We start from the raw sequence: 23931 nt of genomic DNA, 5'->3' as shown, positions 1-23931 counted from the left end.
AAGCCGTTGACACAGCCGAAATCACTGCATACGGTATCTGCAGTACTTGCCACTGTCGCCGTCCTGTCTGTGATGGCCTCCGGGTTTGCAGCCGCCCTGCCCGCGCACGCGCAGGGCGCTGATGACGGTAGCGGCGCCATGGTACAGCCAACGAGCGGAAACTCGCTAAACATAAAGCTGGAGCCGGACTGGAGCAGCGACACCACCCGTTTCAAGGTGAGCTTTCTTGAGCCCGGATCCACCAGCAGCCTCCACCAGCACCAGGACTATGACTTTGTGATATTGCAGGACGGCAGGGAAGTCTTTAGCGCGGCAAAGCAGGTCAACCAGCAGCTGATACACAACGTGGAAGGGACGATCACAGTCCCGTACAAGTTTGCAGAGAACGGCAGCTACACCGTCGAGGTGAGGATCTATGGCGTGGGACTGCCTGCCATCCCGACCGACGAAAAGGCTTCATTCAACATCCAGGTCACGCCCGAGTTCCCCGCAGCGGCAGCCATGGCCGCAGTCGCCCTTGCCGCCGCCATGGCCGCGTCTGCCGGGCTTGCAGCAAAAAGGCTGAGATAACTAGGCTCTCTTGAGGGCCATGACTGCTATCGCAATGCCTGCGACGCCGACTCCAATGCCCACCATGCCGACCAGGTAGGCCCTGTCAGCCGACCCTTTGGCCTGCAATGCAGACTCGGACGCGCTTGCCGCCGCGTCGCCTGCGCTCTGCGCGGCTCCCTTGGCGCCCTCTACTTGGGTGGTGAGGTCGGTTATCACGGAGCGCATCTGGTCGATAAAGCCCTGGGGGACGTCGCCCTGGCCGGCGCCTCCTGCATCGGGAAAGCTGATGCTGCCTGTATCCTGGGCGTCTTCGATGGCTATTTCGCCGCTGTTGATGGTCTGGCCGTCGATTGTGCCGTTTATGACTATGGAATACTGGCCCAGCTGGGTTGGGATGATGTCGGCGACGTAGGTGCCCGCCTGCTCGCCCGGCTTGACATCGAGCGTCTTTTCAGAGCCGCCCTTTTTGATGCTTACCTCGGCGTCTGCAAACGCGTTTGCAACGGGCTCTCCGCCCCGCGTCACTTCAAGCTCTATGGTGTTCAGCTGGCCCTGCAGCGGCGGCTCGACGCCCCAGCCTGCGGCCACGGTGATACCTCCGAAGTTGGCCTCTTTGTGCGCAAAGGCCGGCGGCGCGGCAGGCAGGACAGCTGAAAACATCAAAAGAAGAATCGGGACAGCAACAGCCATGAGCAAAAAGGCGGCCTTGTCTATCATCATCATGCAGCCAAAACTACTCCTGCTGTGAATATAACTTTTAGCAATAGTTCGGGCTTTGTACTACAAATCACGCAAGAGTCAAATACGGTGTGGACATTATTTACAACGTCTATCGGTAATGATGATGTCGTCGTTGTTGCCTGCGCGCCTGGTGCAACCTGCACTGCCTGCCGCCCTTGCAGCCGCCATCGTCGTCATCCTATTGCTACTGGTGCCGGCGGGGCTGCTGCCCCGCGCCTTTGCCCACCCCGTGACCATAGATTCTGACCCCGGGCCCTTTGCAAGCGTGCCTTCGACTCCAAAGCAGGTCTCTGTCTACTTTTCCGAGCCGATAGAGCTGCAGTACAGCGAGATCAAGGTGCTCGGCCCCGGCGGCTCTAGGGTGGACTTGAACGACCCGCACAACGTCGACGGCGACACCGCCACGATGGCAGTCAGCCTGCAGCCGAGCCTGCCGGAGGGCGTCTATACGGTCACTACCAAGGTGCTGTCGGCAGTCGACGGCCACGTGATAGAAAGCGCCTACACGTTTGGCATAGGGACGACGCCCGCAGTGACTTCCCCTGGCGGGCCGTCAGGTCCCGGCTCGTCCAAAGTGATCATCTCGCCGGCCGAATCTGCCTCGCGGTTTCCGGGGATGGTCGGGCAGATAGTAGTGGTCGGAGCGGCGTTTGGAACGCTGTGGCTCTGGAAGCCGCTTGACCGCATCCCGTGGCTTGCCTCTGCGGTCTCTGGCAAGCGCCTTGCGATAGACAGAGGCATGGTCAAGCTGATCGTGATAGGCACCGGCCTTGTGATCGCGTCAAACGTCGCCATAGTCCTCGTGCAGGCCGTGGACATCAACGCAAGCGTCCAGGACGTGATAGGGACGCGCTTTGGCATGGTCTGGATGACCCGCATGATCGAGTCGTCGATACTGATGCTCATAGCCCTTGCGACGTGGCGCAAGGTGGCCAGGACAGGCGCCTCGCCAAGCCGGGCAGAGGTGCTTGCAATACTGGTCATGGGGCTTGCGGTGCTCGTCACGTCCAGCCTGATAGCGCACGCGGCGGCCACTGAAAACATCGCCGCGATACTACTCGACTTTTTCCACAACGCGGCGGCAAGCATATGGATAGGCGGCCTCGTGCTCATGGGGTTCGTGGCGGTGCCCCGGATACTAGAGCTTGCAGACGAGCGGGCCAGGTCTGCCGCCGTGTCGGTACTGATACCCCGGTTTTCGACCGTGGTGGTCGCAATACTTGGCCTTGCCGTGATAACGGGGCCGCTCCTCCTCTACCTGATAGAGAGCGACCTTTCCCTCACGCTTGCCTCGACGTACGGCAAGATACTTGCCGCCAAGCTCGGCCTTGCCGGCGTCATGGTCGCGATGGGGGCGTACTCGCAGTTTGCAGTCCAGAAAAAGGCGGCAGGCGTAATGGTCAGCGGTGGCAGCAGCAGCTCCGCTGTCAGTGCGCCGGGCCGCTCGTTTGGCAGAAGCCTAAAGGCCGAGGCCGGAGTCGGCATCGCGCTCTTGCTCTTGGTTTCGCTCATGGCAAACGGCACGCTCCCGGCCGGCGAGTTCCAGCAGGCCCGGCGGATCGATACGCAGCAGCAACAGCAGGCTTTTGCGCAGCCCGGGACTACGGCCGCAACGGCGTCTGCTGCTACTACTGCCACTGGCACAGAATACGTGCAGACCCTCTACACCGGGGCGGGGAGGGCCGATCTAAAGATAGACCCGTTCGTTGCAGGGGGCCAGAACAAGTTCACGCTGACCTTTTACGACTCTGGAGGCAAGATCGCCTCCGACGTGACGCAGGCGACCGTCAAGCTGACGCAGGTGGAAAAGAACATCGGGCCCATAGCAGTCGGGCTGAATAAGCAGGAATCGTCGCCCGGCGTGTTCTCTGCCGACGCCGCCTTTACGCTCCCCGGCAGGTGGAACGTGCAGGTGGAAGGCGTCAGGCCCGGCTCGGCCAACATCGTCGCCAGCCTTGACGTGCAGGTCAGGCCAGCCATCTCCAGCCTGTCTTTTGACCTGAAAGAGTTCAGGATACCTGCGCAGAGCCTGCCGCTGTTTCCTGTTTACGACGCAGAGAGGCAGTCGATCTGGGCAGGCGACACCCTCCCGCGCAGCGGCCGGATATGGCAGCTTGACATGCAGACTGGCAACTATACCGCGCACAGGGTAGATAACGTCACGCTCGTCACGCAGGTGGTGGTCGACGGCAAGTCGGGCGGGCTGTGGTACATAGACCCGACCCAGAACAAGCTTGGGCTGTACAACCCCGAGACCCGGGAAAACGTGGAGCAGCACGTGCTGCCTGCGCCGGGCGTCATATCTGGTCTCGCGCAGGGACTGGACGGCAGCCTTTGGATGCCGGTGGTGCAGGCAAACAAGGTGGTGCGCTTTGACCCTGCAAGCGGCCAGTTTACCCAGCTTGACATACCCACGCCCGAGTCGCGGCCAGTCGGCATCGCAGCAGACAGGTCCGGCAACATCTGGTTTGCAGAGTCGACCGGCAAGATAGCCATGGTTGACCCCGCCACGCTGCAAATTTCCGAGTTTGAGCCGCAGGGGTCGAACAAGCTGGCCGTCCCGACAGCCGTGTTCCCAGACCCTGACGGCTATGACGTCTATGTCGCCGAGCACGACGGACACTCGGTGACTGCCTTTAACCCGCTGTTCAGGACGTTCAGAGAATACCCGGTCCTGAACGAGGGCGGCCTGCCGTTTGGCATGGCAAAGGACAACTTTGGCAACCTGTGGTACGCCCAGCACGAGATTGACCGGCTTGCGGTGATCGACCCGCGCACGGGCAGGGGCACGGAGGTCAAGATCCCGACTGCCGGCTCGTTTGTCCAGTGGCTGACCTCAGACGACCGGGGCAGGATATGGTTTGCAGAGCAGCGCGGCGCCGCAATCGGGGTCGTCACCGTGGCTGCCAAGCCGCAGACGGCGCCTCCGCCGCAGCCGCCTTCTCCGGACGGAGGAGCCGGCAGCGGCCCGTCGTTCCTCAAGGGCTCTTCAGTCGCCGACGTGGCAGGGCCTGGCATAGTGGCCGGCGTCGCCCTTGCCGCGCTGTTTTACGCCAAGAGCGCGTCTGACCTGAAGCGCAACGTGAGGTCTGCCGAAAAGCTGGCCGCCTGAACCCTTTTATCTATGCGCATACTCCGCAATTGGCCGTGGGTCACCACCACCGCCCCCGCCACCCGTACCGTTATCTGTCGATAGCCCTGGCTGCGGGGCTTGCAGCCGCCGCGCTTTTTGGAGCGTACCAGTTCCGGCAGGCAAGCCTCCTGTCAGACCGCGTTTTTGCAATGGAGCAGGACATAGAGGAAAAAACCGTGCAGGTTTCAAGGCTCGACGCGCAGGCGGCCGCCCTGGCCGGGGAAAAGTCACGCGCCGAGCATGACGCACAGCAGTGGAAGGCAAGCTACGCTGCCAAGAGCGCCGAGTACGAGAAGCTGAGCCAGGACTATGGCGCGCTTGACAGCCAGAACCGGCTACTGGCAGGGGAGAACGAGTCTCTCAGAGCAAGCGGCTCGCTCCTGAAACAGGTGGCCGAAAGCGAGCGCAGCCAGAGGCAGAACGCCGAGGCCGAGCTTGCGACTGCCGCCAGGCCGCCCTACACTCTCGTCAAGGGCCGCGAGATAAGCTGGGTGTTCAAGGACAGCAAGGGCAACCTGTACGAGTGGCACCTGCCCATAGACACATACAGAAAGATCATCGAGTCGCCGGAGCCGCAAGACAAGCTGCGCCTCAAGACGACTGGCGGCTCCTTCATCTCGGTGCGGGATCACACCCGGTTCGTCGACGGCTGGTCGTTTGCAAACGTGGTGGACGAGGTGTACGCAAAATCGACAGGCGACAGGGACTTTGTGTACGAGCTGTGGTTCATCACGTCGCAACTGGCCGGGTATTCGACAGACATTGGCGAGGACCCGCGCTGGCCGCTTGAAACGTTCACCGAGTCGGGGGGCGACTGCGAGGACCTGGTCATACTGATGGCAAGCATGCTCAAGGCGTCGGCGCACACCTCGGACTGGAAGATACAGATGGCCTACTTTGACTCTGCCAACCCCGACAGGGCCGACAACGTCAACCACGTGGCCTTGTACGTCGAGACAGACAGCTTTTCCGCCATCGTGGAGACGACCACCAAGCAGGGAGGACTAGAGTACTGGCAGGGCAAGGAAGTGAAGGGATGGTACTTTGACCTGTAGCGTGGAAAAATAGCAGACGCGGTCCAAACCCCACCGCCACTACTACCGCCACATTTCCGGTTCATTTGCCGAATGTACCACACGGCTTTTCAAACATGCCCTGCCACTTTGGGCAATGGTAAATGTCAAGAAAAGCCTGCTGCTATTGGCGGCAGGCGTCGCTATCGCTGCAACAGGCGCCGCCTTTTATTATGGCGGGGCTGTCGTTTTTGCAAGCCACAGCTTTGAGGCAGGCGTCCAGGGGAGCAACATCCCTGACAACACCCACGTCAGGCTGGACGGCCTGACGCTGCCTCCCGGCGCCGTGCTCCCGCTGTACGACTCGAGCCCAAACTTTGTATCCGGCCACTTTTTGATGCGGTCGCCGTGCGACCCTGACACGCACGTCCCGCAGGTCACGGTGATCGCAGGTCACATCGACGAGAGCGCGCACGGCACGTACGTCGACAAGGTGCCGCTCTACTACATCGCCCACGCCTCCTCGCCGGCGACGGGCAGCTGCGTCTACCATGCGCACATACCCGACCCGCTCAACGGAGGCGCGCCGCAGGTGACAGACATCGCCATCGCAAACCTGTCCGGAAAAGACGTCGAGTTCAACCCTGGCGACGCGGCAGACATCAACGTCCAGCGCGTGCTGGGCAGCATGGCGCAGTCGCCATACCGCCAGTCCCGCCTGCCTGCCGACCTGTCGCACGGCAACCCTGTCTTTGACCTGAACGACGGCGACCCGGACAACGACGGTCTGGGCTTTGTGCACCAAGAGGGAGAGGAGTGAGCGGCTGAATTGAGGGGGAGAATGACAATAACTATGACAAAAGCCCTGATCGCTGCTCTGGTGGCAGTCTCACTGGCCTCGGCCGCCGCGACGGTTGCGATGCAGCCTGCCTTTGCACACGCTCACACGTCGCTCGTCCTCACGGACGAAAGGGTCGCAGGCAAGAGGATAGAGGTGGTGCTTGGCCACACGAACGAGCCTGCCTACGGCGCCAGGCCGGGTATCCACGACGGCAAGCACGGGATGGAAGTGCTCCTGAGCGACGGCGCGACCAAGCTACCGCTGGCGGGGGCGAGCCTGAAGGCCGACAAGTACTACTTTAAGGACATCAAGTCGTTTGCCCGGGCCAAGTCGGTCAACGACGCCGACGCCATCGTCAAGGGAGTAAACGTGGGGGCGGTCTTTGGCGAGACCGGCCACTACGTGACCCGGCAGGTGCAAAAGGAGGGCATATACGGCTACAGGCTGTACGGCAACATAAGCTATTTCGGCGTGGCTCAGGTGCCGGTCGACTCGACCGTCTTTTGCAGGTCGTCGCAGGGCGACACGTCGTCCAGGTTCAACAGCCCCGGCTGGGCAGGCGGTTTTGGCTGCACCGAGAACATCAGCGGCCAGGCCTTCCCCGCAGCCGCCACCGGTGGTGGCAAGGACGTAAAGAGCACCAGCGGCGTCGAGCAGCAAGATGATGGCGGCTGGTGGTGGTCAGTGTGGCTCTCCAGTGGAGGGCAGCAGTACGCGCTGTTGCTCCCCGCGGCGGCTGCCGCCGCAGCCGGCGTATTTGGGTGGAGGAGCCGGATAAAGAAAAAGGGTACAAGGACGGAATGACCGCATAGCCTGCCTTTTTTTCTCTCCCTCCTTTCCTCTCATCTTTTTCTGCAACTGACGAACTTCGGGTGATGTACCAGTCGGTTTATTAGTGCAGAACGGCCATCAATAAAGTGGGGATGCAGACGGGCAGCAAAAGCCAGCCCTCGGCGACGGATCCGGCGGTCACCAAGCCCATGCTCTTTGGCCTCACCGCCGCAATCGTGGTCGGCGTGATAGCGCCAATAGTGCTGCCGCACGTAACGCACCCTTCAATGATCTACCACATTGCCATCCATATCGCCAGCATCGCCATAGCCGCGTTCCTCAGCATAGTCTCGCTTGCGGCGTACAGGCGCGCAGGCGGCTCGCGCACGCTCTTTATGACGATGGGCTTTATTGCGCTTGGAGTCGCAGAGGTGTTTTACCTGCTGCAGTCTGCGGGCCTGCTGGCGGCCCTGCACGTGCCGGACATCAACGTGGAGGCTTCGCACCTGATACTGCTTGCAATGCTCAGCCTTTTCGGGCTTGGCGTACTGAAGGTGAACAAGTGACATGGATCTCTCACTCAGCAATAATAATGGCAGCGGCAGTAGTAGTAGCACGCCGGAAATGCTCTTGCTGGCCATACAGGGCGAGCCGGGGATACGCTACCGCGAGCTGCTCCGCAAGACCGGCCTTGTAAACGGCGTCCTGACCTACCACCTGTCGGTCCTTGAAAAGGCCGGCACGATAAGGGTGGACAGGCACTCTGCGAGGATGACCCGCTACTATCCGGTCAACGTGCCAGAGAGCGAGTCGCAGGTTCTCGGCTACGTGCGCCACGAACCTGTGCGAGAGATCATTTCCTTTTTGCTGGAGCATGACACGTCCACGTTTAACGAGATAGTGGAGCACACTGGCAAGGCGCCCTCGACCGTCTCGTCGCACCTGAAGCGCCTGAAGGAGGCCGGCATAGTGTCGGTGAGGTATGGCGAGTACCAGCTGTACAGCCTGGCAAACCGCGACCTGGTTGCAGACGTGCTTGCCAAGTACAGGCCGACGTTTGCAGACAGGGTCGTCGACAACTATGTTGAAATGCTGGACGAGCTGTAAAAGAAATGCCGTGAAGGGAAAGAAGACTCTTGTTACAGCAGTCGCGATCGAGTTTGTCCTGATGTTTCTTGTTGCGCCGGTCCTGCCGCATACCGCCGCAGCCGACCCGCTGAACAACGCCGTCACCCGGCAGCGGATCGGCAACTATGACTTTCAGGTGGGCACGACACCAAACCCGCCGGTCGCGGGCCAGACAGCCAAGGTGATGCTCCGGATAGCAGGCGTGAACGGCGACGACCTAGTTGACGTGCCCCTCACACTGCGAATAGGCAAGGCGGCCGGGGGCGGGGAAGGAGAGCTGCGGGCCATCGGCCCCTTTGTCGTCCCGTTTGGCCACTATGAGTTTGATCACGTGTTTTCAGAGCCGGGCAGGTACGTCATATACGCAGATCTGCAGGACTATGCCTACAGCGGCGAGACGCTGACTTTTACGTTCTTTCTCAACGTGGCCGGGCCAAACGACTACCTCTTTCTCTTGGTGCCCGGCGTGGGGGCAGCCGCAGCAGGGGCCGCCGGGGCAATCGTGATAGTGCGACGCCGGCGGCACAAGAATGCAAGCGCGTAAGAAAGAAAGAGACACGGAAGAGGGGAGGAGGGAAAAAAGTCTCCCGCCCCCGCCCGTGGATGAACAGCGGCTGCGTGTGACGGTGCAGAGAGAGGGAGGTCTAGCTGGTCCTTCCTCTCTAGTACTGTGCCATGCGTAATGTCTACTGCTGTCTGGATATTAGGAGTTCCGGTACATTTTGCGAATGTACCACCATTGCTACTGCTGATGCTGCGCCGCCAATATTGAAATATGCGCAGCTGCAGAAAAAGTCTGGCGTGCGCCGATACATCATTTTGCTTCTGCTCACACTCTTCACATTGCAGCAGATAGTGGTGGTAGCTGCCGCTCCTGCGGAGGCCCACTTTTTCGGCGCACAGCAAAGCGTCGACGGCTTTGTCATCATCTTCCAGCCCTCTCCGCAGTCGCCTGTCGTAGGTCAAAGTGCGACCCTGAACTTTAGCATCCTAGAAGAGGGGAGCGGGGCCAACCTGCTCGGCGTGTATTCTGCGGTGACAGTGTCAGACAAAAAGACAGGCGCCACAGTGTTCCAGGACCCCTACCGGTTCTACGAGACAAGCGACATCACCGTCCCCTACACGTTTGACAGGGTGAGCGATTATTCTGTCACGATACAGGCGCGCATACCGGGCCATGAAAAATACCAGGAGGTTCCGCTATCTGCCAGCTTTGACGTGTCGGCATTCCTGCCTGGCATTCCAATCGACGAGCTGATGATATACTATGCCACTCCACCTGCCGCGGCTGCAGCCAGCATAGCCGTCTACCTCTATTCTAGAAAGATGCTCTAGGCGGGTTGTACTACAAGACTAATTAACGATAAGTTACAATTCGTTCTCTGCATATACACACCATGAAAAGAGCCACTGCCCCGATCGCTTTTGGCACGTTGCTATCCTTGCTGATCTGCAGTCTCGCGTTCTTGCCGTCAACCGCGTCTGCGCACGAGTTTTCCGGCGACGAGAGCGCCACCTTTATCTCCAAGATGGAAGAGATACGCGTGCATCTCGGCCTGATCCTCCGCAACATTGCAGCCGATGACACCCAGCTTGCGGCAGAGCACGCAGACCACGCGGCAGAGCTCCTCACAGACGACATGGCTAGCGAGATCGCTGAGAAGAACAGGCGCATTGCGTCTGATCTGCCTGCCGCGCTCTCTGGCCTGCAGGACGCCCTTGCCGTCCAGGTGCCGCCAAACATCGGCACGAACGTGCAGGACGCCCAGGACCTGCTCGACGAAGCCATTTCTGCAAGGGTCGACCGCGACCAGCTGACCAACTCGACAGTGAAGGCGCTGGTTATTGCAAACCTTGCCGGCAAAGTCCTGGCCCAGTACGGCGCCGCCTTTGGGGCAGAAGGCGACGGCCACGGCGGCAGCAGCAACAATAATGCTACCATGACCTCTGCCGGGGCGGGCGAGGTCGTAGACCTTGGCGCGCTGCAGACCGCGCAGGCCCTTGCCGCCAGGATGCAGGAGCTGTCTGGCGAGATCGACGCCCCTGCAGGCCCGGACGCAGCTGCGGCGTTTGACGCGGCCAGGTCGGGCATAGACAGGCTCGCAAGCGCCGTCGGCCAAGAAGAGCCGCTGGACGACGTGACAGAGATAGTGCACGGCCAGGTGCATGAGAACCTGAGGAAGGCGTTCAACTTGGCGCCAAGCGGATCAACAACCGGGGAAGGCGAGCCCATAACGTTCAACGGCACAAGCACGGGCGGCAAGTACAACGTGACAGTAGTCTGGACGCCTGCCGACATTGGAAGCGAAAGCGAGTTCAGGCTCGACTTCCAGCCTGCAAGCGGGGAAGGCAAGCAGTTCGTGGTCACCTACGACATCATGCTGCTAAAGGATGGGGAGCACCTTGACGAGACGCACAGGGGCGGGCAGGAGGCGCTGGTGCAGTACTATACGTTTGACGAGCCCGGCAGCTATACGCTCCGCATGGAGAACATTAACAACGACCCTGGAGAGACGTTTGAAGTGCCGATGCAGGTGGTGCCCGAGTTCCCGGCCGGCGCGCTGGTGCTTGCAGCAGCGATTGCAGGGGTCGTTGCGTTTGCAGGCCGTCGTCTGCTGCTGGTTCGAGAAATGTACTAGAATATTAATTAGTGCATACTGCTTAGCACCGGCATGGAACCCAAGATCGCGGCACTTGCTCTGGCAGGGATGGTGCTTGCGGGACTCGCGTACGCCTCGACATCTGCTGGCCTGCAGCAGGCGTTTGCGCACAATTTCACTGGCGACGAAAGCGCGAACTTTATTGCTAACGTGGAAAAGGCCAAGGTGCACCTCCAGCTGGCAGACAAGAACCTGCGCAAGTCAGACGTTGCTCTGGCGCACGTGGAACACGCCCGGATGCACTTTGACGATCACATACTTGGCGAGGTTGCCGAGAAAAACAAGCGGGTGGCCACCGACCTTGGCGCAGCCTTTGACAAGCTGGAGGGGATGATAGGCGACAAGGCACCGAGGGCCGACATCAAAAAGCAGATCAAGGCCGTCAACTCGCTGCTTGGCGAGGCGCAGAGCGCAAGGATAGACAAAAAGTTCCTGAAGGACGGCGACGTGCAGGCTATTGTGATGGCGCAGATGGTCACCGAGGCGCTCGACGCATACAACCGCGCTTTTGGCATGATGATGCCTGGAGAGGCCGGCAGCCACGGCAACAGCCACGGCGGCAGCAGCAACAGCATGAACGCCACCGCCTCGCACAGCTCGTCTGGCGTCATGGACGGCCACATGGACCAGGTGTACGACAAGGACGCGTACGAAGTCTCCAAGGCATTTGTGACCAAGGCGTCTGGCATGTTCAGCAAGGTAAAGAACCTCGCACCCGCCGGCTCGGAAGAAGAGATGGCCCAGGTCAAGGCAGGGCTTGGCAAGCTCAGGACTGCCGTCAACCACAAAGAGTCGCCAGACGACGTGGCGATAATTGTCCACGGCCAGATCCACGAGAACCTGATCAAGGCGTTCGACCTAAAGCTGCCGGATGACACTGCAACATAAGGAACAGCGGCAGCCAAGCGAGGGCAACAACCCGGCAGGAAAAAATAATCCGTCCGCTTTTTTGGACAAATCTTTATTTTGCGTTTTAGGATAGCAGTCCCGTGCAAAGAAGGAGACCTGCTTTTGCCGTTCCTGCTTCCGTCGTCGCCATTACTACTATCATCGGCGCCTTGCTGGTCGCATCGACTGCCGGCAGCGCGTACGGCCACGGCCTGGGCTTTGACGAGACCCAGCCCACAGTCATAGGCAACAGGCAGGTTTCCGTGGAGGCGACCATGTCGCCAAGCAGCATAGAGCAGGTGTCAGCAGACGGGCGGCAGCAGAGGCCAGTCTTTACCGTGAGGGCGCACGACGCCGGCACCAACTCGACCATCGCAGGCATGGACTACCGTGTGGTAATAGAGCGCGGCAGCGACGTTCTGCTGGATCAGCAGTTCCGCTCGCCGGACGGCCTCGTGGTGGCAAACCTTGTGCCGGACGCCGGCGCCCAGCAGGCCGAGGTCAACGGCCAGACAAACGCAGGACGCGTCGAGGTGAGCAAGGACAAGCCTGTGCAGATACGGAGCAGGATAATGTCAGACGGCGGCCTCTATCACTTTGCAGTCACGCTTGAAAAGTCGAGCACGGGGCTTGCACTTGAAAGCGACAGGACGTTTGACCTATATGTCAGCGTGTCCAAGACCCAGAACTTTGCAGTCCCGGTGAAGGCTGGAGAGGGCGGCGAACAAGAAAACGTCACAATGTCGGTCAAGACCTACTATGCCGACGTAACAGATTTCTCGTACGACCCTGCTGCCGGGATAAGCTTCTCCATGCCTTTTGACTGGAGCACGGAATACGTCAAGCAGGTGCAGCTGGTGCACATGGAAGTCCAGTTCCCAAAGGCGGTCAAGGACCTGCAGGTGAACGGCTACCGGGGCGCTATAAACGGCGTCGAGCTGTCGCCGGAGGCCGTGCTGATAGACGACTATTCGAGCGAGAACCTGCGCATAGTGCACTTTGTGCTCAACAACGACAAACTTGCCAGCCTGTCGCAGCGGGTAGGGGGCTCTGCCGGCGACAGGATGCTGTTTGCGCTGGCGCCGGCCGGCACCCCCAAGTTCCCTATCGACATCCTCTCCACCACCGAGAAATACCTGTGGCAGCTGTCGTGGGGGCCTGAAGTGATCGAGACCGGGGCAGAGACCACGTTTGTGATGAACGTGCAGGACACGCAGACAGGCGACCTCGTGCGCAACTCCTCGTTTGACTTTGTGCTTGAAAAAGAAGATGGAGGAGGGGGAAATAACGGCGGCGATGTTGTCGTGTACAGGCAGCACCTGTCGTCGGGGCAGGGCACCTTTTCGCACAAGTACACGTTTTCAGAGGCAGGGACGTACAGGCTAGCAGCCGAAAACATTAACGGCTCTGGCGAGAGCGCGCAGCTGGACATCGTGGTGCTGCAGGGAAAAGCAACAACGGGCAGCAACTCTGCAAACCCGCCTCAACAACAGCCGCCCTCCGGCTGCCTCATAGCCACGGCAGCGTTTGGCTCTGAACTTACGCCGCAGGTGCAGTTCCTCCGGGGCTTCCGCGACAACTATATAATGGATTCGCAGGCCGGCTCGGCGTTCATGGGCGCATTCAACTCTGCCTATTACTCTTTCAGCCCGCAGGTGGCCGACTATGAGCGCAAGCAGCCCTGGCTGCAGTCGGCCGTAAAGACGGGCCTGTACCCGCTCTTTGGCATCCTGCTTGCCTCTGAAAAGGCGTTCTCGGTGGCGCCGGAAGGCGAGGCCGGGGCGCTCCTTGCAGGCGCTACTGCAAGCTCGCTGATAGGAGCCGTCTATGTGTCGCCTGCGCTTGCGGCCGGCGTGATCATCGCAGCAAAAAGGAACAGGAGCAAGAGTATTGGCGTCAGGCCGGCGGCAGTCGCGCTCGCAGTGGCAGCGGGCTCGCTTGCTGCAACCGCGCTACTGCTTGCCACTGGCGGCAGCAGCATCACCACCACCACCGCCGCGGCGCTGTCCGTTGCGACCTCGGCGTTTGTGGCGTCGCTGACGGCAGCGGCCGCCCTTGCCGTCGCGTCGCTTGCAGGCAGGCTCATCCTCCTCTCTTCTAAGTAACTACGTCTGCGAGCCTGCCCTTTCTTTTCGCCAGCTTGATCTCCCTTGCGATCCTGCGGCCCATGCTCATCGGCTCTTTGTAGAGGAGCTGCGAGTACGGCGAGCCGTCCACAAAGAGGTTCGTCCCTGCCACAATGCGGGCAGAGAACTCGAACGTGGTGAACCCGCCCTCGCTGTCGTAGACGCCCTCCAGGCAGAAGGGGCCAGGCATCCCAGGCCTGACCAGCCTCTCCGCCGCGGCGCAAAAGTCCTCGCCCATCTTGTACACCTGCTCCAGGAGGGACTCTCTGAGGACAAGGGGTATGTTGCCCACCACGGTGTACGATGGCTCGCCGCCTGCCCCGAGCTGCTGTCTGGCCGGTATGCGCCCGATGCCGTCAATGTCTGACTCGTAGCGCCTGTCGACGCCGAGGAGCTCGATCTCTTTTGTGAGTGGAGAATAGAAATACTGCAGATAGGCCGGGACGCCCCTGATGAATTCCTGGATGTAGAGGTCCTTCTCGCTTTTTATCATCTTTTGCGAGATCAGCCTGCTGGCGCCTTCCTCAAAGCTTGCGCGGTCCCATGCGAGGTAGTAGCCCCTCCCGCCGGCCGCGCCGTGCAGCTTTACTATGCACAGCCCCTTTATCTCGTCCTTTGAGCTGACAGGCCGGGGGGTCTTTAGTCCTGCCTCATCCATCAGCCTCTGCTTCATCTCCCTGTCGGCCTCCCAGCGCAGTATCCACTTGTTGCCAAAGATCGGTACCTGGATGCCCTCTATCTCGTCGCTTGACATCTGGGCGATGAGCGTGCCGTGGGGCACCAGAACAGAGCCGGCAAGCTTTTCCTGGACCTTTGCGTCGAGGATTTCACGGAAACTTTTGACCACGACCATCTCGTCTATGAACGGGAACCTCTTGTAAAGGCCGACACGCTTTTCCTCGCACACCAGCAGCGTCTTGAACCCCTCGTCCTTTGCCCCCTTTAGCACCTGGAGCGCACAGTGCGAGCCGAGAGTCGCCACCATCGTCGTCCTGCCGCCGCTGCCGATGCCCCCACTGGCAATGGTATTTCTTTTTTTGTTGCTGCTGCTAGCCTTGACCAAACGGGGTTGATTGCCTGCCGGGGGATTAAAACCCTTACCGGTGGGGGCTCCCTGCAGGCGGGTGGTACGTCTCTATCTGTATTGTCGCGTGCGTTATCCCAAAGCGCTTTTCCAGCATGGCAGTCATCTCGCGCAGTATCTCCTGCGCCATGCCTGGGTTGAGGACCACCACGTGGGCAGACAGCGCGTCCATGCCGGACGTTATGGTCCAGATGTGCAGGTCGAAAAGGCCGGTGACGCCCTTTACGGCGAGCATGGCGTCCCTAACCTGCTCGTACGGTATGTCTGGCGGCACGCCCTCCATGAGGATATGGATCGAGCGGTTTGCGAGCGACCAGATCCGGGGCAGGATAAAGAGGGCAAGGCCGATGCTCACGATGGGGTCGACTATCTGCAGGCCGGTGAGCGCTATCGTGATGCCTGCCACTGCCACGCCGGCGGAGCCCAGCGCGTCGCTGAACACCTCCAGCCTCGCCCCCTCTACGTTGAGGTTCCCGTGGTGGCTGTGCCCTATGATCTTCAGGCCCGCCAGGTTGACTCCAAGCCCTATTGCGGCCACGACTGCCACGGGGAGCGCCTGCACCTCTGGCGGGTCGAGTATCCTCCCGTACGCCTCGAACATGATAAAGACTGCAAGCGACGCAAGCACTATGCCGTTTGTTAGGGCGGCAAGTATCTCCATCCTGTAAAAGCCGTACGTGCGCCTGGGGGTGCTCGGCTTTTGCCGGAACGAGATGGCAAGGAGCGCAAGGGCGAGTGCGCCAACGTCTGTCAGCATGTGGCCGGCGTCTGCAAGGAGCGCAAGGCTGCCTGTCAGCAGCGCGGCCACCACCTCGGTGGCAAAGTACCCTGCCGTCAGGATCAGCACGAGTGCGAGCCGGCGGGCTGGCGTCTTCGGGACGCCCCCGTTTTCGTGTCGATGTGGTGACGATGATGATTCTGCTGCCATCGGGGCAGAAAAACTAGCCATCCGCGCTATTAAAGCGTCTCAACTTTTATTGCACTTTCATAATCCCTTCTGCAGCCAGGCCATGAGCAGCAACATGAGGGAGGCGCACACCGCCGAGCACGCGTTTGCCGGCGCGCTGCAAAAGATCCTGGGGCAGACGCTCCGGGTGAGAAAGGTGGAGCACGACGGCAAGAGCGGCAGCAACACCGCTTTCATAGTCCTGCCGCAGCTCGACCTTGCAGCCGTAGTCAAGGCCGAAGAGATGGTGAACGCACTCATCGCAGAGGGGCACCCCGTCGAAACCCGGACTTACCGCTCGCTTGAGGAGGCCCGCGCCCAGAACCCTGGCCTGCGTGCAAACGAGGAGCGAATAGCAGCCGCCGGCGAGGAGGTGCGCGTAGTCGAGATCAGGGGCCATGACGTGACTGCCTGCTCCATGGAGCACGCCGCCAACCTGCGCGACTGCGACTTTTTCCTGGTCACCCGGCTTGCCAAGAGCGGGGGCGAGTACGAGGTCGACTTTGTGGTCGGCAAGCATGCGAGGGCTGCCGCAATCACGCTGTCGACGCTCGTGATGCAGGTGTGCGCGGAGCTGGGCGCCAACCCGAACACCCTTGCAAGCACCGCAAGGAAGGTGCGGTCAGAGGGCGAGGCCAGCTCGAAAAAGCTAAAGGCGCTCAGCAAGCAGGTGCTTGCCGGCATAAAGCCGGCTGTTGGCAGCGCCGGTGGCGAAATCAGGCAGGTCTACTCGGGTGCCTTCTCGGGCCTTGCAGACGAGGCGCTGCAAGAGTTTGCAGGCAAGGCTATAGAGGAGGCGCCCGGCACGGTGGTCGCTATCTCTAACGAGGGCGCCGATGGCTCGCATTTCGTGTTTGCAAGGAGCGAGTCGCTTGCCGGCCTTGACTGCAACAGGGTTTTCAGAGAGGTGGCCGGCCCGGACGGGAGGGGAGGGGGCAGGCCCAACTTTGTCACAGGGGTGCTGAAGAAAGAAAAGGCGGCAGACATCATAGCTAGGCTGGCCGAGCGGGTCCTGCACGGTTAAATTAATAACCTCTCTGGTACAACAGGCTCTATTTAATTTGGAAATCAAGGAAGAAGACCTCGGCCAGTGGAGGCGGACCCACTATTCGTCAGAGATAGGGCCCTCGATGGCAGACAGAGAAGTGGTCGTGATGGGGTGGGTCTCTAGCGTGAGGGACCACGGCAACATCCAGTTCATAATAATAAAGGACTCGCAGGGCGAGGTCCAGGTTACTGCGAAAAAGGGCGAGGCCGGCGAGCAGCTGTTCTCGATGGCGCAGGAGGTGAAGGAGCACACTGCGCTGGGCGTCAAGGGCAAGGTGAGGCCGCAGGCAAAGGCGCCAAACGGGGCAGAGGTCGTTCCAACCGAGATGCGGGCATTCTCTGTTGCGAGGAAGGCCGCGCCCTTCATGACGCAGGGCAAGACCTCTCCGGTGGGAATCGACACGCGCCTCGATCTGAGGGCAGTCGACCTGCGCAGGGGCCAGCTGGGCGCCATATTCAGGATAAGGCAGACAGTGGTGAACTCGGTGCGAGAGTTCCTCCTGCGTCAGCAGTTCATGGAGGTCAGCACGCCCAAGATGATAGCGACTGCCACAGAGGGAGGGGCGGCGCTCTTTCCGATATTCTACTATGACAGGGAGGCGTTTCTGGCCCAGAGCCCCCAGCTGTACAAAGAGCAGCTGACCATGGCGTTTGAAAGCGTGTTTGAGATCGGTCCAATATTCCGGGCCGAGCCTTCGCGCACCAACCGCCACCTCTCAGAGGCCATCTCTATAGATGTGGAAAGGGCGTTTGCCGACTACCACGACGTGATGGCGCTTCTGGAGAGGATGATTGTGAACATCATCGACACGGTCAAGGAGCGCAACCCTGCCGATTTGAAATTTCTGGAATTAGAGATGCCCAAGCTGGAACTGCCGCTCCCCAAGTACGCCTATTCCGACCTGATAGACAGGTTGCAGGAGGCCGGCGAGCGCATCCAGTGGGGCGACGACATTTCGCCGCAGGTGATGAAGAACCTCCAGGACGAGCGCCTGGACGGCTTTTACTTTATAGTCGACTGGCCCACGTCGACCAAGCCCTTTTACGTCAAGCCCAAGGCCGACGACCCGCGGGTCTGCGAGTCTTTCGACCTCATGTTCGGCCCGCTGGAGCTGTCGTCCGGCAGCACCAGAATCAACCGCAAGGACCAGCTGGTGGAGCGGATGCAAAAGCAGGGGCTCAAGGTGGACGCTTTTGATTACCATCTGCGCGTGTTTGACTATGGAGTGCCGCCCCACGCAGGCTTTGGCCTCGGCCTTGAGCGGCTCATGATGGCAATCGCAAAAATAGAGAACATACGCGACGCTACCTTTTATCCCCGGGACATTGACAGGCTGGCGCCCTAGATAGAGAGACATGACAGCGATCACAAAAGAGCAGGTAAAGCACCTCGGCTGGCTCTCCCGTATAGAGCTGTCAGATGAAGAAGTCGAGCGGTACGCCTCCCAGATAGAGCAGATAGTATCATATCTGGACAAGCTTGACTCGATGCCCTTCCTCGGGGAGGCCGGCACCGTCAAGGCGGCCAAGAGCTACGAGGAGCTGCGGGAAGACGCTGCCGAGCCTTTTGGCGCCGACCCGCTTGGGACTAAATACCGCAAGGACGGCTTTGTAAAGGGGCCCCGGATGACATGACCGCAACTGCCACAAAACTGTATTCTCTTGGCGCCCTTGCGGTCGCGCAGGGGGTGCGGGAGCGCCAGTTCTCTGCGGAAGAATACATACACCAGGTGATGGAGCGGATGGAGCAGGTCGAGCCCAAGGTCAACGCGTTTGTCACGGTCAACAAGGGCGCAGTCGAGCAGGCGCGCGCGCTGGACAAAAAGATACGCGACGGCGGCCAGGTCGGCCCGCTCGCCGGCGTCGCAGTCAGCATCAAGGACAACATCTGCACAAAGGGTATGAGGACGACCTGCGCGTCAAGGATGCTTGAAGAGTTTGTGCCGCCGTACGACGCCACGGTGGTAAGGAGGCTGCAGGATGCCGGCGCCATAATCGTGGGCAAGGTAAACCTGGACGAGTTTGCGATGGGCTCTACCACCGAGTTCAGCAGGCACGGCCCCACCCGCAACCCGTGGGACATATCGCGGGTGCCCGGTGGCTCTTCAGGCGGCACAGCCGCAAGCGTGGCCGCCATGGAGTGCGCCATATCTCTGGGCTCTGACACCGGCGGTTCGGTCAGGTGCCCTGCGAGCTTTTGCTCCATTGTAGGGCTCAAGCCGACGTACGGGCTTGTGAGCAGGTACGGGCTGGTCTCGTACGCAAACAGCCTCGAGCAGGTGGGGCCCGCCGCGCGCACCGTGGCCGATGTCGCAGCGGCCCTGAGCGTGATTGCAGGACACGACGACCGGGACCACACGACGGTTGCTGCTCCGCAAGACGGCAACAGGCCGGCTCACTATTCTGCCGCTGGAATAAAAAAGGCCCTGCGCGTGGGGCTGGTCCGGGAGCTGGTAGAGGGCGCAGACGAGCAGGTAGCCAAGGCAGTATACCGCTCACTGGACGTTTTTGCGGGGCAGAGCTGCAAGTGCGAGGAGACCTCGCTCCCGTCGGTGCAGTACGCGCTTGCCTCTTACTACACCATTGCCATGGCCGAGGCGTCGAGCAACCTTGCCCGCTATGACAACGTCCGCTACGGCTTTGACATGAGCCCAGAAGGCTACGAGTGGAACGCGTACTTTGCCAAGGCGAGGGCGGGCTTTGGCGAGGAGGTAAAGCGCAGGATAATAACGGGAGCGTACGTGCTCTCGTCGGGCTATTATGGCAAGTATTACCTGAAGGCGCAGCAGGCCCGCTCGGTGTTGAAAAAAGAGCTAAAGTCGCTCTTTGCAAAATACGACGTGTTGGTCGGGCCGACGATGCCGATACTGCCCTTCAGGATAGGAGAAAAGGTGGACGATCCGCTAAAGATGTATCTGGTAGACATCGACACCGTGGTCGCAAACCTTGCCGGCATCCCTGCAATGTCGGTGCCTGCCGGCTTTTCTGCCGATAACCTGCCAATCGGCCTCCAGCTGATGGCCGACGAGTTCCAGGAGCAGACCATGCTCGACGCGGCAGCAACGTTTGAATCATCGTCTTCTTCCGGCATGCAAAGGAGCCCCGACCTCTGACATGACAATACTGCAGGTCAAGATAGGGCTTGAAATCCACTGCCAGCTCACCGGCCTCAAGAGCAAGCTGTTCTGCCCCTGCGCTTCAGACTACAGGGGCAAGGAGCCAAACTCTAACACCTGCCCGATATGCACGGGCCTGCCCGGAACGCTGCCGTTGCTGAACAAGCGCGCCGTTGAATTCGCCGGCATGGTGTCCCGCGCGCTCGGCTGCGCGGTGCCGGCAGAGATAATGTTCTACCGCAAGAACTATTTCTACCCAGACCTGCCCAAGAACTTTCAGCTCACCCAGTACAACGCGTACGGCGTGACGAGCATCGGAGTCGACGGCACGCTTGAATACGGCAGTGGCGAGACAATAAAGTCTGCGCGCATACGCCGCGTCCAGCTTGAAGAGGACCCTGGCAGGCTCGTCTACGAAGGCGGGAGCATGGAAAAGAGCACCTACACACTTGTCGACTATAACCGGGCCGGCACGCCGCTTGTAGAGATAGTGACCGAGCCGGACTTTGACGACCCCAAAGATGTCAGGGAGTTCCTCAACAAGATAACGTCGATAGTGGAGCACCTTGGGGTATGCGACACGCGGCTAGAAGGAGCAGTCAGGTGCGACGTGAACGTGTCAGTCGCAGGCGGAAGGCGCGTCGAGATAAAGAACGTGGGCTCGTTTGGCGACGCGGAAAAGGCGCTGCGCTACGAGATAACCCGGCAAAAGACCATGGTCTCACGCGAAATAGAGGTCAAGGCGGAGACCCGTCACTGGGACGACGCAAGAAAGGTGACAAAAGAGTCGCGCTCTAAAGAGGAAGAGCAGGACTACCGCTACTTTCCAGAGCCGGACATACCCTCCGTCGTCCTCGGGGAAAGGTTCGTGCAGTCGCTCCGGTCGTCCATGCCCGAGCTGCCAGACGCAAGAAAGGCCCGTTTCGTGTCTGCGTATGCCCTGACGCCCCACGTCGCGCAGGTGCTCATAGACAACAAAGAGCTTGCCGACTTTTTCGAGTCTGCCATCAAGGTCTACGACTCGCCAAAAGAGATAGCAAACTGGGTTGTTACCGACCTGATGGGCTTTATCGACGAAAAGGCCAAGGAAGGAGAAGAACATTCGATGCTTGCCGGCCTGAAAGCTGGCCCGGCCCACATAGCCGACCTTGCACGGCTCGTCGAGCAAAACGTCATCAACCGCGCAACTGCCAAGCAGATACTTGCGCAGGTGGTCAAGTCAGGCGAGATGCCCTCTGAAGTAGCAAAAACCATGCAGGCTTCAAAAATCGGAGATGCCGGCGCCCTGGAGCAGGCCATCGACGCCGTGTTTGCAGCCGAGCCTGCCGCGGTGGAAGACGCAAAAAAGAACCCGGCCGCTGCCAACTTTATCCTCGGCAAGGTGATGCAGCACACAAAGGGCAGGGCCGATCCAAAGGTGACGCTTGAGCTGATACGCAAAAAGCTGCAAAGGCCGTGATTTTTTCCGGCAGCAGGCAGGGAAAAAGAAGAAGGCTGACGTGATTGTGGCCGAGGAGTTTCCTGAAAAGCTAGCCCTTGAACCCCTGGGTCATCTCGTGGCACGCCCTGCTGTGCTCTGCCGCCTCTTTGCGCTCGCTCTTTTTGTCAATGTCAAACACCCTGTTGCACGTGTAGCAGCGGACCAGCATCATTTCCTGTCTTCCTCCCCTTCCATGCAAGACGGCAGCTTTCCTCCGTGCTTGTCTGCGTATTCTTTTAGCATCTGCTCCCTGACTTGGGCGTACGACTCTGTTGGCATGTAGTGGAACCTCCTGGCCTTGCCTGCGCACGGGTCTGCCAGCAAATCCAGAAGCGCCTGGCGCATGTTGTCTGAGCCCCCTATGTGCATCACCTTCATGCTTGCGTGCATCAGGTACACGCCCGGCTTTTCAGGCACCTGCTCGACGCCGGCCCTGTCAAAGTCGAGCCAGTCAGACCAGACGCTCATTTCTTCTTGTTCTGCTGCCAAGCTTCCTCTTTATCTTTTTCCAGCTTGAGCGAAAGCGAGTTGATGCAGTAGCGCATGCCGGTCGGGTTGGGCCCGTCGTCAAACACGTGGCCGAGGTGCGCGCCGCACCTGCCGCACATCACCTCCGTCCTGACCATGCCGTAGCTCGTGTCAACCTCCTCCCTGATGTTTTTCTCGCTTGCAGGCGCCCAAAAGCTGGGCCAGCCTGTGCCAGAGTCGAACTTGGTGTCCGACTTGAACAGCTCGGCGCCGCAGTTGACGCACCTGTACGTGCCCTTCTCGTGGCTGTTCCAGTACTCGCCGGAAAAAGGGCGCTCGGTGCCCTTGTTAAAGCAGACCTCCCTCTGCTCTGGGGTGAGGTTCTTGTTTACTATCTCCATATCAGCTGTTTTTTTATCTCGCTGGCGCGACGTATAAGACTTGTTCCGGATCTATTCCGGATTGGCTGCCTCTTTGTCTTGTTGCTGCTGTTGCTGCTGTTGTTGTTGGTGGGGCTTGGCGGCCTTTTTCGTGTTTTCAAGATACGCCTGCGTCAGCGCAAGGTTGCCAAACCCTATCGCGTTGAGCGACTCTGAGGGAACCATCACTATCGTGTTGCCCTGTACCTTTATCGACTCGTAGAGCATGTTGGACTGCCTGAGCGCGTACGCCACCGGGTTGTTCTCGTAAACTCTGGAGGCTTCCTCAAACTGCCTTGCGACCTGCACCTCGGACTCGCCGTATTTCACTCTGGCGTTCTTTTCCCTCTCTGCCTGCGCCTCCATCGACATGGCCGCCTCAAGCTCCTGCGGGATTATCACCTGCCTGATCTCTACTCCGGTCACCTCTATGCCCCAGTTGGCAGCCTCTGCCGCGATTATCGTCTTGACGTGCTGGTTTATCTCCTCTCTCTTTGAAAGTATGTCTTGGAACGCCGACGAGCCGATGTTGTTCCGCAATGTCGTCTGCGAGACCTGCTGGATTATCTCGTTAAAGTTCTCGACGTTGAGGATAGAGTCCTTGGCCCTGCTCTCTATTATCCTGTACCGCAGTATCGCGTCTATCGTGACTGGCACGTTGTCCCGGGTCAGCATCCTCTCGGCCTTGAACTCGCGCACCTTTTCCCTGATGTCGACTACGAGTATGCTGTCCACGAACGGGATCCTAGTCTGCACGCCGGGGCCAACCTGCCTCTGGTACTTGCCGAGCCTGAGCACCACGGCCCGCTCGTACTGCTTTATTATCATCAGGAAAGCCGATATTATTATCGCAATCCCTATCGCAGCAAACGCCCAGCCTATGAAGTCGGCGCCGACGGCGGCGCCAAAGGCGACTCCTAGGATGAGCACAACAAGGCCGGCTATTACGTGCGAGCCGGAGCCTTTCTGGCTCACGAGCCTGTCAAAGCTAAAGAACGATCTGGTGGCCGACATACGCTAAAAAGTATATAGTCGCACGGGGATATAGGGCTTGTAGCCGTAATCTCTATGATCTGTGGCGCTTCTTGCCCTTCTCGCCATCGGCCATCTTTTCAAGGTGGCCTGCCACTATGGGCAAGAACGCGCCCACGTCTGTCACAATGCCGATGGCCTGCGCCGTCCCCCTGTCTATCAGCTTTGTCACGACCGGCTGGCTGATGTCCACTGCGACGACCTTGACTGTGGAGGGCAGCATGTTGCCCACTGCTATCGAGTGCAGCATGGTGGAGAACATCAGGACCATCCTGGCGCCCTTCAATACCTCTTTGTACTTTCTCTGCGCCTCTACAACGTCAGTCACCACGTCCGGTATCGGGCCGTCGTCGCGTATCGAGCCTGACAGGACAAATGGAACATCGTTCTTGATGCACTCGTACATGATCCCACTCTTCAGTATCTTTTTGTCGACCATCGCCTTCAGGCCGCCTGCCTTGAACACCTCGTTTATCGCCTGCATGT

General features: G+C 59.9%; 24 protein-coding genes and 1 pseudogene. 17 read left to right on the top strand and 8 right to left on the bottom strand.

The window, feature by feature from the left end:
- The first annotated feature begins 6 nt into the window (after window positions 1-6).
- Window positions 7-570 (top strand): hypothetical protein, encoded by a 564-nt coding sequence (locus tag WKI84_RS03720; RefSeq protein ID WP_337862181.1) that lies wholly within the window; start codon window positions 7-9, stop codon window positions 568-570.
- Here the strand turns inward: WKI84_RS03720 and WKI84_RS03715 are convergent, their stop codons facing one another.
- Window positions 571-1275: a FixH family protein gene (locus WKI84_RS03715; RefSeq protein ID WP_337862180.1), complete on the bottom strand. Its 705-nt coding sequence runs from the start codon at window positions 1273-1275 to the stop codon at window positions 571-573.
- Between the two features lie 115 nt (window positions 1276-1390).
- Here WKI84_RS03715 and WKI84_RS03710 point away from each other — a divergent pair, with 115 nt between their 5' ends.
- The 11 genes from WKI84_RS03710 (at window position 1391) to WKI84_RS03660 (ending at window position 13832) form a co-directional block, all read left to right on the top strand.
- Window positions 1391-4405, top strand: a complete 3015-nt coding sequence (locus WKI84_RS03710; protein ID WP_337862179.1) for a DUF4149 domain-containing protein — start codon at window positions 1391-1393, stop codon at window positions 4403-4405.
- 29 nt (window positions 4406-4434) lie between these two features.
- Complete coding sequence (locus tag WKI84_RS03705; protein WP_337862178.1) at window positions 4435-5481, top strand: hypothetical protein; 1047 nt, start codon at window positions 4435-4437, stop codon at window positions 5479-5481.
- Window positions 5482-5596: 115 nt separating this feature from the next.
- Window positions 5597-6259, top strand: coding sequence for a hypothetical protein (locus tag WKI84_RS03700; RefSeq protein ID WP_337862177.1), 663 nt, complete (start codon window positions 5597-5599; stop codon window positions 6257-6259).
- Between the two features lie 33 nt (window positions 6260-6292).
- Complete coding sequence (locus WKI84_RS03695; protein WP_337862176.1) at window positions 6293-7084, top strand: hypothetical protein; 792 nt, start codon at window positions 6293-6295, stop codon at window positions 7082-7084.
- A 113-nt stretch (window positions 7085-7197) separates the two neighbouring features.
- Entirely contained in the window at window positions 7198-7617 is a 420-nt protein-coding gene (locus WKI84_RS03690) for a hypothetical protein (RefSeq protein ID WP_337862175.1), read from the top strand.
- A 1-nt stretch (window position 7618) separates the two neighbouring features.
- Window positions 7619-8158 carry a winged helix-turn-helix transcriptional regulator gene (locus WKI84_RS03685; protein ID WP_337862174.1) on the top strand — a complete coding sequence of 180 codons (540 nt, stop codon included), beginning with the start codon at window positions 7619-7621 and terminating at the stop codon, window positions 8156-8158.
- Between the two features lie 10 nt (window positions 8159-8168).
- The gene (locus tag WKI84_RS03680) at window positions 8169-8723 is read left to right on the top strand and encodes a hypothetical protein (protein ID WP_337862173.1); all 555 of its coding nucleotides are present in this window, start codon (window positions 8169-8171) and stop codon (window positions 8721-8723) included.
- A gap of 275 nt (window positions 8724-8998) precedes the next feature.
- On the top strand, window positions 8999-9514 hold the full coding sequence (locus WKI84_RS03675) for a hypothetical protein (RefSeq protein ID WP_337862172.1): 516 nt from the start codon (window positions 8999-9001) through the stop codon (window positions 9512-9514).
- Window positions 9515-9645: 131 nt separating this feature from the next.
- Window positions 9646-10818, top strand: coding sequence for a hypothetical protein (locus WKI84_RS03670; RefSeq protein WP_337862171.1), 1173 nt, complete (start codon window positions 9646-9648; stop codon window positions 10816-10818).
- Between the two features lie 33 nt (window positions 10819-10851).
- Complete coding sequence (locus WKI84_RS03665) at window positions 10852-11727, top strand: hypothetical protein (RefSeq protein ID WP_337862170.1); 876 nt, start codon at window positions 10852-10854, stop codon at window positions 11725-11727.
- Between the two features lie 101 nt (window positions 11728-11828).
- Entirely contained in the window at window positions 11829-13832 is a 2004-nt protein-coding gene (locus WKI84_RS03660) for a CFI-box-CTERM domain-containing protein (RefSeq protein WP_337862169.1), read from the top strand.
- Here the strand turns inward: WKI84_RS03660 and WKI84_RS03655 are convergent.
- Entirely contained in the window at window positions 13825-14916 is a 1092-nt protein-coding gene (locus tag WKI84_RS03655; protein WP_337862168.1) for a formate--phosphoribosylaminoimidazolecarboxamide ligase, read from the bottom strand. The genes WKI84_RS03660 and WKI84_RS03655 overlap by 8 nt on opposite strands.
- Window positions 14917-14950: 34 nt before the next feature.
- On the bottom strand, window positions 14951-15865 hold the full coding sequence (locus WKI84_RS03650; RefSeq protein ID WP_337862167.1) for a cation diffusion facilitator family transporter: 915 nt from the start codon (window positions 15863-15865) through the stop codon (window positions 14951-14953).
- 82 nt (window positions 15866-15947) lie between these two features.
- Between WKI84_RS03650 and WKI84_RS03645 the strand changes: the two genes are divergently transcribed.
- The 5 genes from WKI84_RS03645 to gatB are packed head-to-tail and all read left to right on the top strand — an operon-like array spanning window position 15948 to window position 21505.
- Window positions 15948-16907: a hypothetical protein gene (locus WKI84_RS03645; RefSeq protein ID WP_337862166.1), complete on the top strand. Its 960-nt coding sequence runs from the start codon at window positions 15948-15950 to the stop codon at window positions 16905-16907.
- Window positions 16908-16944: 37 nt separating this feature from the next.
- Complete coding sequence (gene aspS, locus WKI84_RS03640; protein WP_337862165.1) at window positions 16945-18276, top strand: aspartate--tRNA(Asn) ligase; 1332 nt, start codon at window positions 16945-16947, stop codon at window positions 18274-18276.
- A gap of 10 nt (window positions 18277-18286) precedes the next feature.
- Window positions 18287-18565 carry an Asp-tRNA(Asn)/Glu-tRNA(Gln) amidotransferase subunit GatC gene (gene gatC / locus WKI84_RS03635; protein ID WP_337862164.1) on the top strand — a complete coding sequence of 93 codons (279 nt, stop codon included), beginning with the start codon at window positions 18287-18289 and terminating at the stop codon, window positions 18563-18565.
- Window positions 18562-20043 (top strand): Asp-tRNA(Asn)/Glu-tRNA(Gln) amidotransferase subunit GatA, encoded by a 1482-nt coding sequence (gene gatA / locus WKI84_RS03630; protein ID WP_337862163.1) that lies wholly within the window; start codon window positions 18562-18564, stop codon window positions 20041-20043. The genes gatC and gatA overlap by 4 nt, the downstream gene beginning before the upstream one ends.
- Window position 20044: 1 nt before the next feature.
- On the top strand, window positions 20045-21505 hold the full coding sequence (gene gatB, locus WKI84_RS03625; protein ID WP_337862162.1) for an Asp-tRNA(Asn)/Glu-tRNA(Gln) amidotransferase subunit GatB: 1461 nt from the start codon (window positions 20045-20047) through the stop codon (window positions 21503-21505).
- A 70-nt stretch (window positions 21506-21575) separates the two neighbouring features.
- Here gatB and WKI84_RS03620 read toward each other — a convergent pair whose 3' ends face one another.
- From WKI84_RS03620 to WKI84_RS03600, 5 genes and pseudogenes are all read right to left on the bottom strand, one after another.
- Entirely contained in the window at window positions 21576-21698 is a 123-nt protein-coding gene (locus tag WKI84_RS03620) for a hypothetical protein (RefSeq protein WP_337862161.1), read from the bottom strand.
- Entirely contained in the window at window positions 21695-22015 is a 321-nt protein-coding gene (locus WKI84_RS03615) for a hypothetical protein (RefSeq protein ID WP_337862160.1), read from the bottom strand. The genes WKI84_RS03620 and WKI84_RS03615 overlap by 4 nt, the downstream gene beginning before the upstream one ends.
- On the bottom strand, window positions 21991-22395 hold the full coding sequence (gene msrB, locus WKI84_RS03610; RefSeq protein WP_337862159.1) for a peptide-methionine (R)-S-oxide reductase MsrB: 405 nt from the start codon (window positions 22393-22395) through the stop codon (window positions 21991-21993). The genes WKI84_RS03615 and msrB overlap by 25 nt, the downstream gene beginning before the upstream one ends.
- Window positions 22396-22446: 51 nt before the next feature.
- A complete protein-coding gene (locus WKI84_RS03605) occupies window positions 22447-23427 on the bottom strand; it encodes an SPFH domain-containing protein (protein WP_337862158.1) in 981 nt (326 codons plus the stop codon).
- A 52-nt stretch (window positions 23428-23479) separates the two neighbouring features.
- A pseudogene (locus WKI84_RS03600) lies at window positions 23480-23931 on the bottom strand (TIGR00300 family protein); the annotation flags it as partial.

Source organism: Nitrososphaera sp. (assembly GCF_037447015.1).
In the GTDB taxonomy this organism is placed as follows: Archaea; Thermoproteota; Nitrososphaeria; order Nitrososphaerales; family Nitrososphaeraceae; genus Nitrososphaera.
The sequence above is the reverse complement of the archived record's forward strand: the minus strand, read 5'-3'. Positions and strand labels throughout refer to the sequence as shown.

Coding starts and splice junctions, on each gene's coding strand:
- msrB (WP_337862159.1), bottom strand. CDS start 22,395: ATGGAGATAGTAAACAAGAACCTCACCCCAGAGCAGAGGGAGGTCTGC.
- WKI84_RS03685 (WP_337862174.1), top strand. CDS start 7,619: ATGGATCTCTCACTCAGCAATAATAATGGCAGCGGCAGTAGTAGTAGC.
- WKI84_RS03715 (WP_337862180.1), bottom strand. CDS start 1,275: ATGATGATGATAGACAAGGCCGCCTTTTTGCTCATGGCTGTTGCTGTC.
- WKI84_RS03710 (WP_337862179.1), top strand. CDS start 1,391: ATGATGATGTCGTCGTTGTTGCCTGCGCGCCTGGTGCAACCTGCACTG.
- WKI84_RS03645 (WP_337862166.1), top strand. CDS start 15,948: ATGAGCAGCAACATGAGGGAGGCGCACACCGCCGAGCACGCGTTTGCC.
- WKI84_RS03620 (WP_337862161.1), bottom strand. CDS start 21,698: ATGATGCTGGTCCGCTGCTACACGTGCAACAGGGTGTTTGACATTGAC.
- WKI84_RS03695 (WP_337862176.1), top strand. CDS start 6,293: ATGACAAAAGCCCTGATCGCTGCTCTGGTGGCAGTCTCACTGGCCTCG.
- WKI84_RS03605 (WP_337862158.1), bottom strand. CDS start 23,427: ATGTCGGCCACCAGATCGTTCTTTAGCTTTGACAGGCTCGTGAGCCAG.
- WKI84_RS03665 (WP_337862170.1), top strand. CDS start 10,852: ATGGAACCCAAGATCGCGGCACTTGCTCTGGCAGGGATGGTGCTTGCG.
- WKI84_RS03700 (WP_337862177.1), top strand. CDS start 5,597: ATGGTAAATGTCAAGAAAAGCCTGCTGCTATTGGCGGCAGGCGTCGCT.
- gatA (WP_337862163.1), top strand. CDS start 18,562: ATGACCGCAACTGCCACAAAACTGTATTCTCTTGGCGCCCTTGCGGTC.
- WKI84_RS03650 (WP_337862167.1), bottom strand. CDS start 15,865: ATGGCAGCAGAATCATCATCGTCACCACATCGACACGAAAACGGGGGC.
- gatC (WP_337862164.1), top strand. CDS start 18,287: ATGACAGCGATCACAAAAGAGCAGGTAAAGCACCTCGGCTGGCTCTCC.
- gatB (WP_337862162.1), top strand. CDS start 20,045: ATGACAATACTGCAGGTCAAGATAGGGCTTGAAATCCACTGCCAGCTC.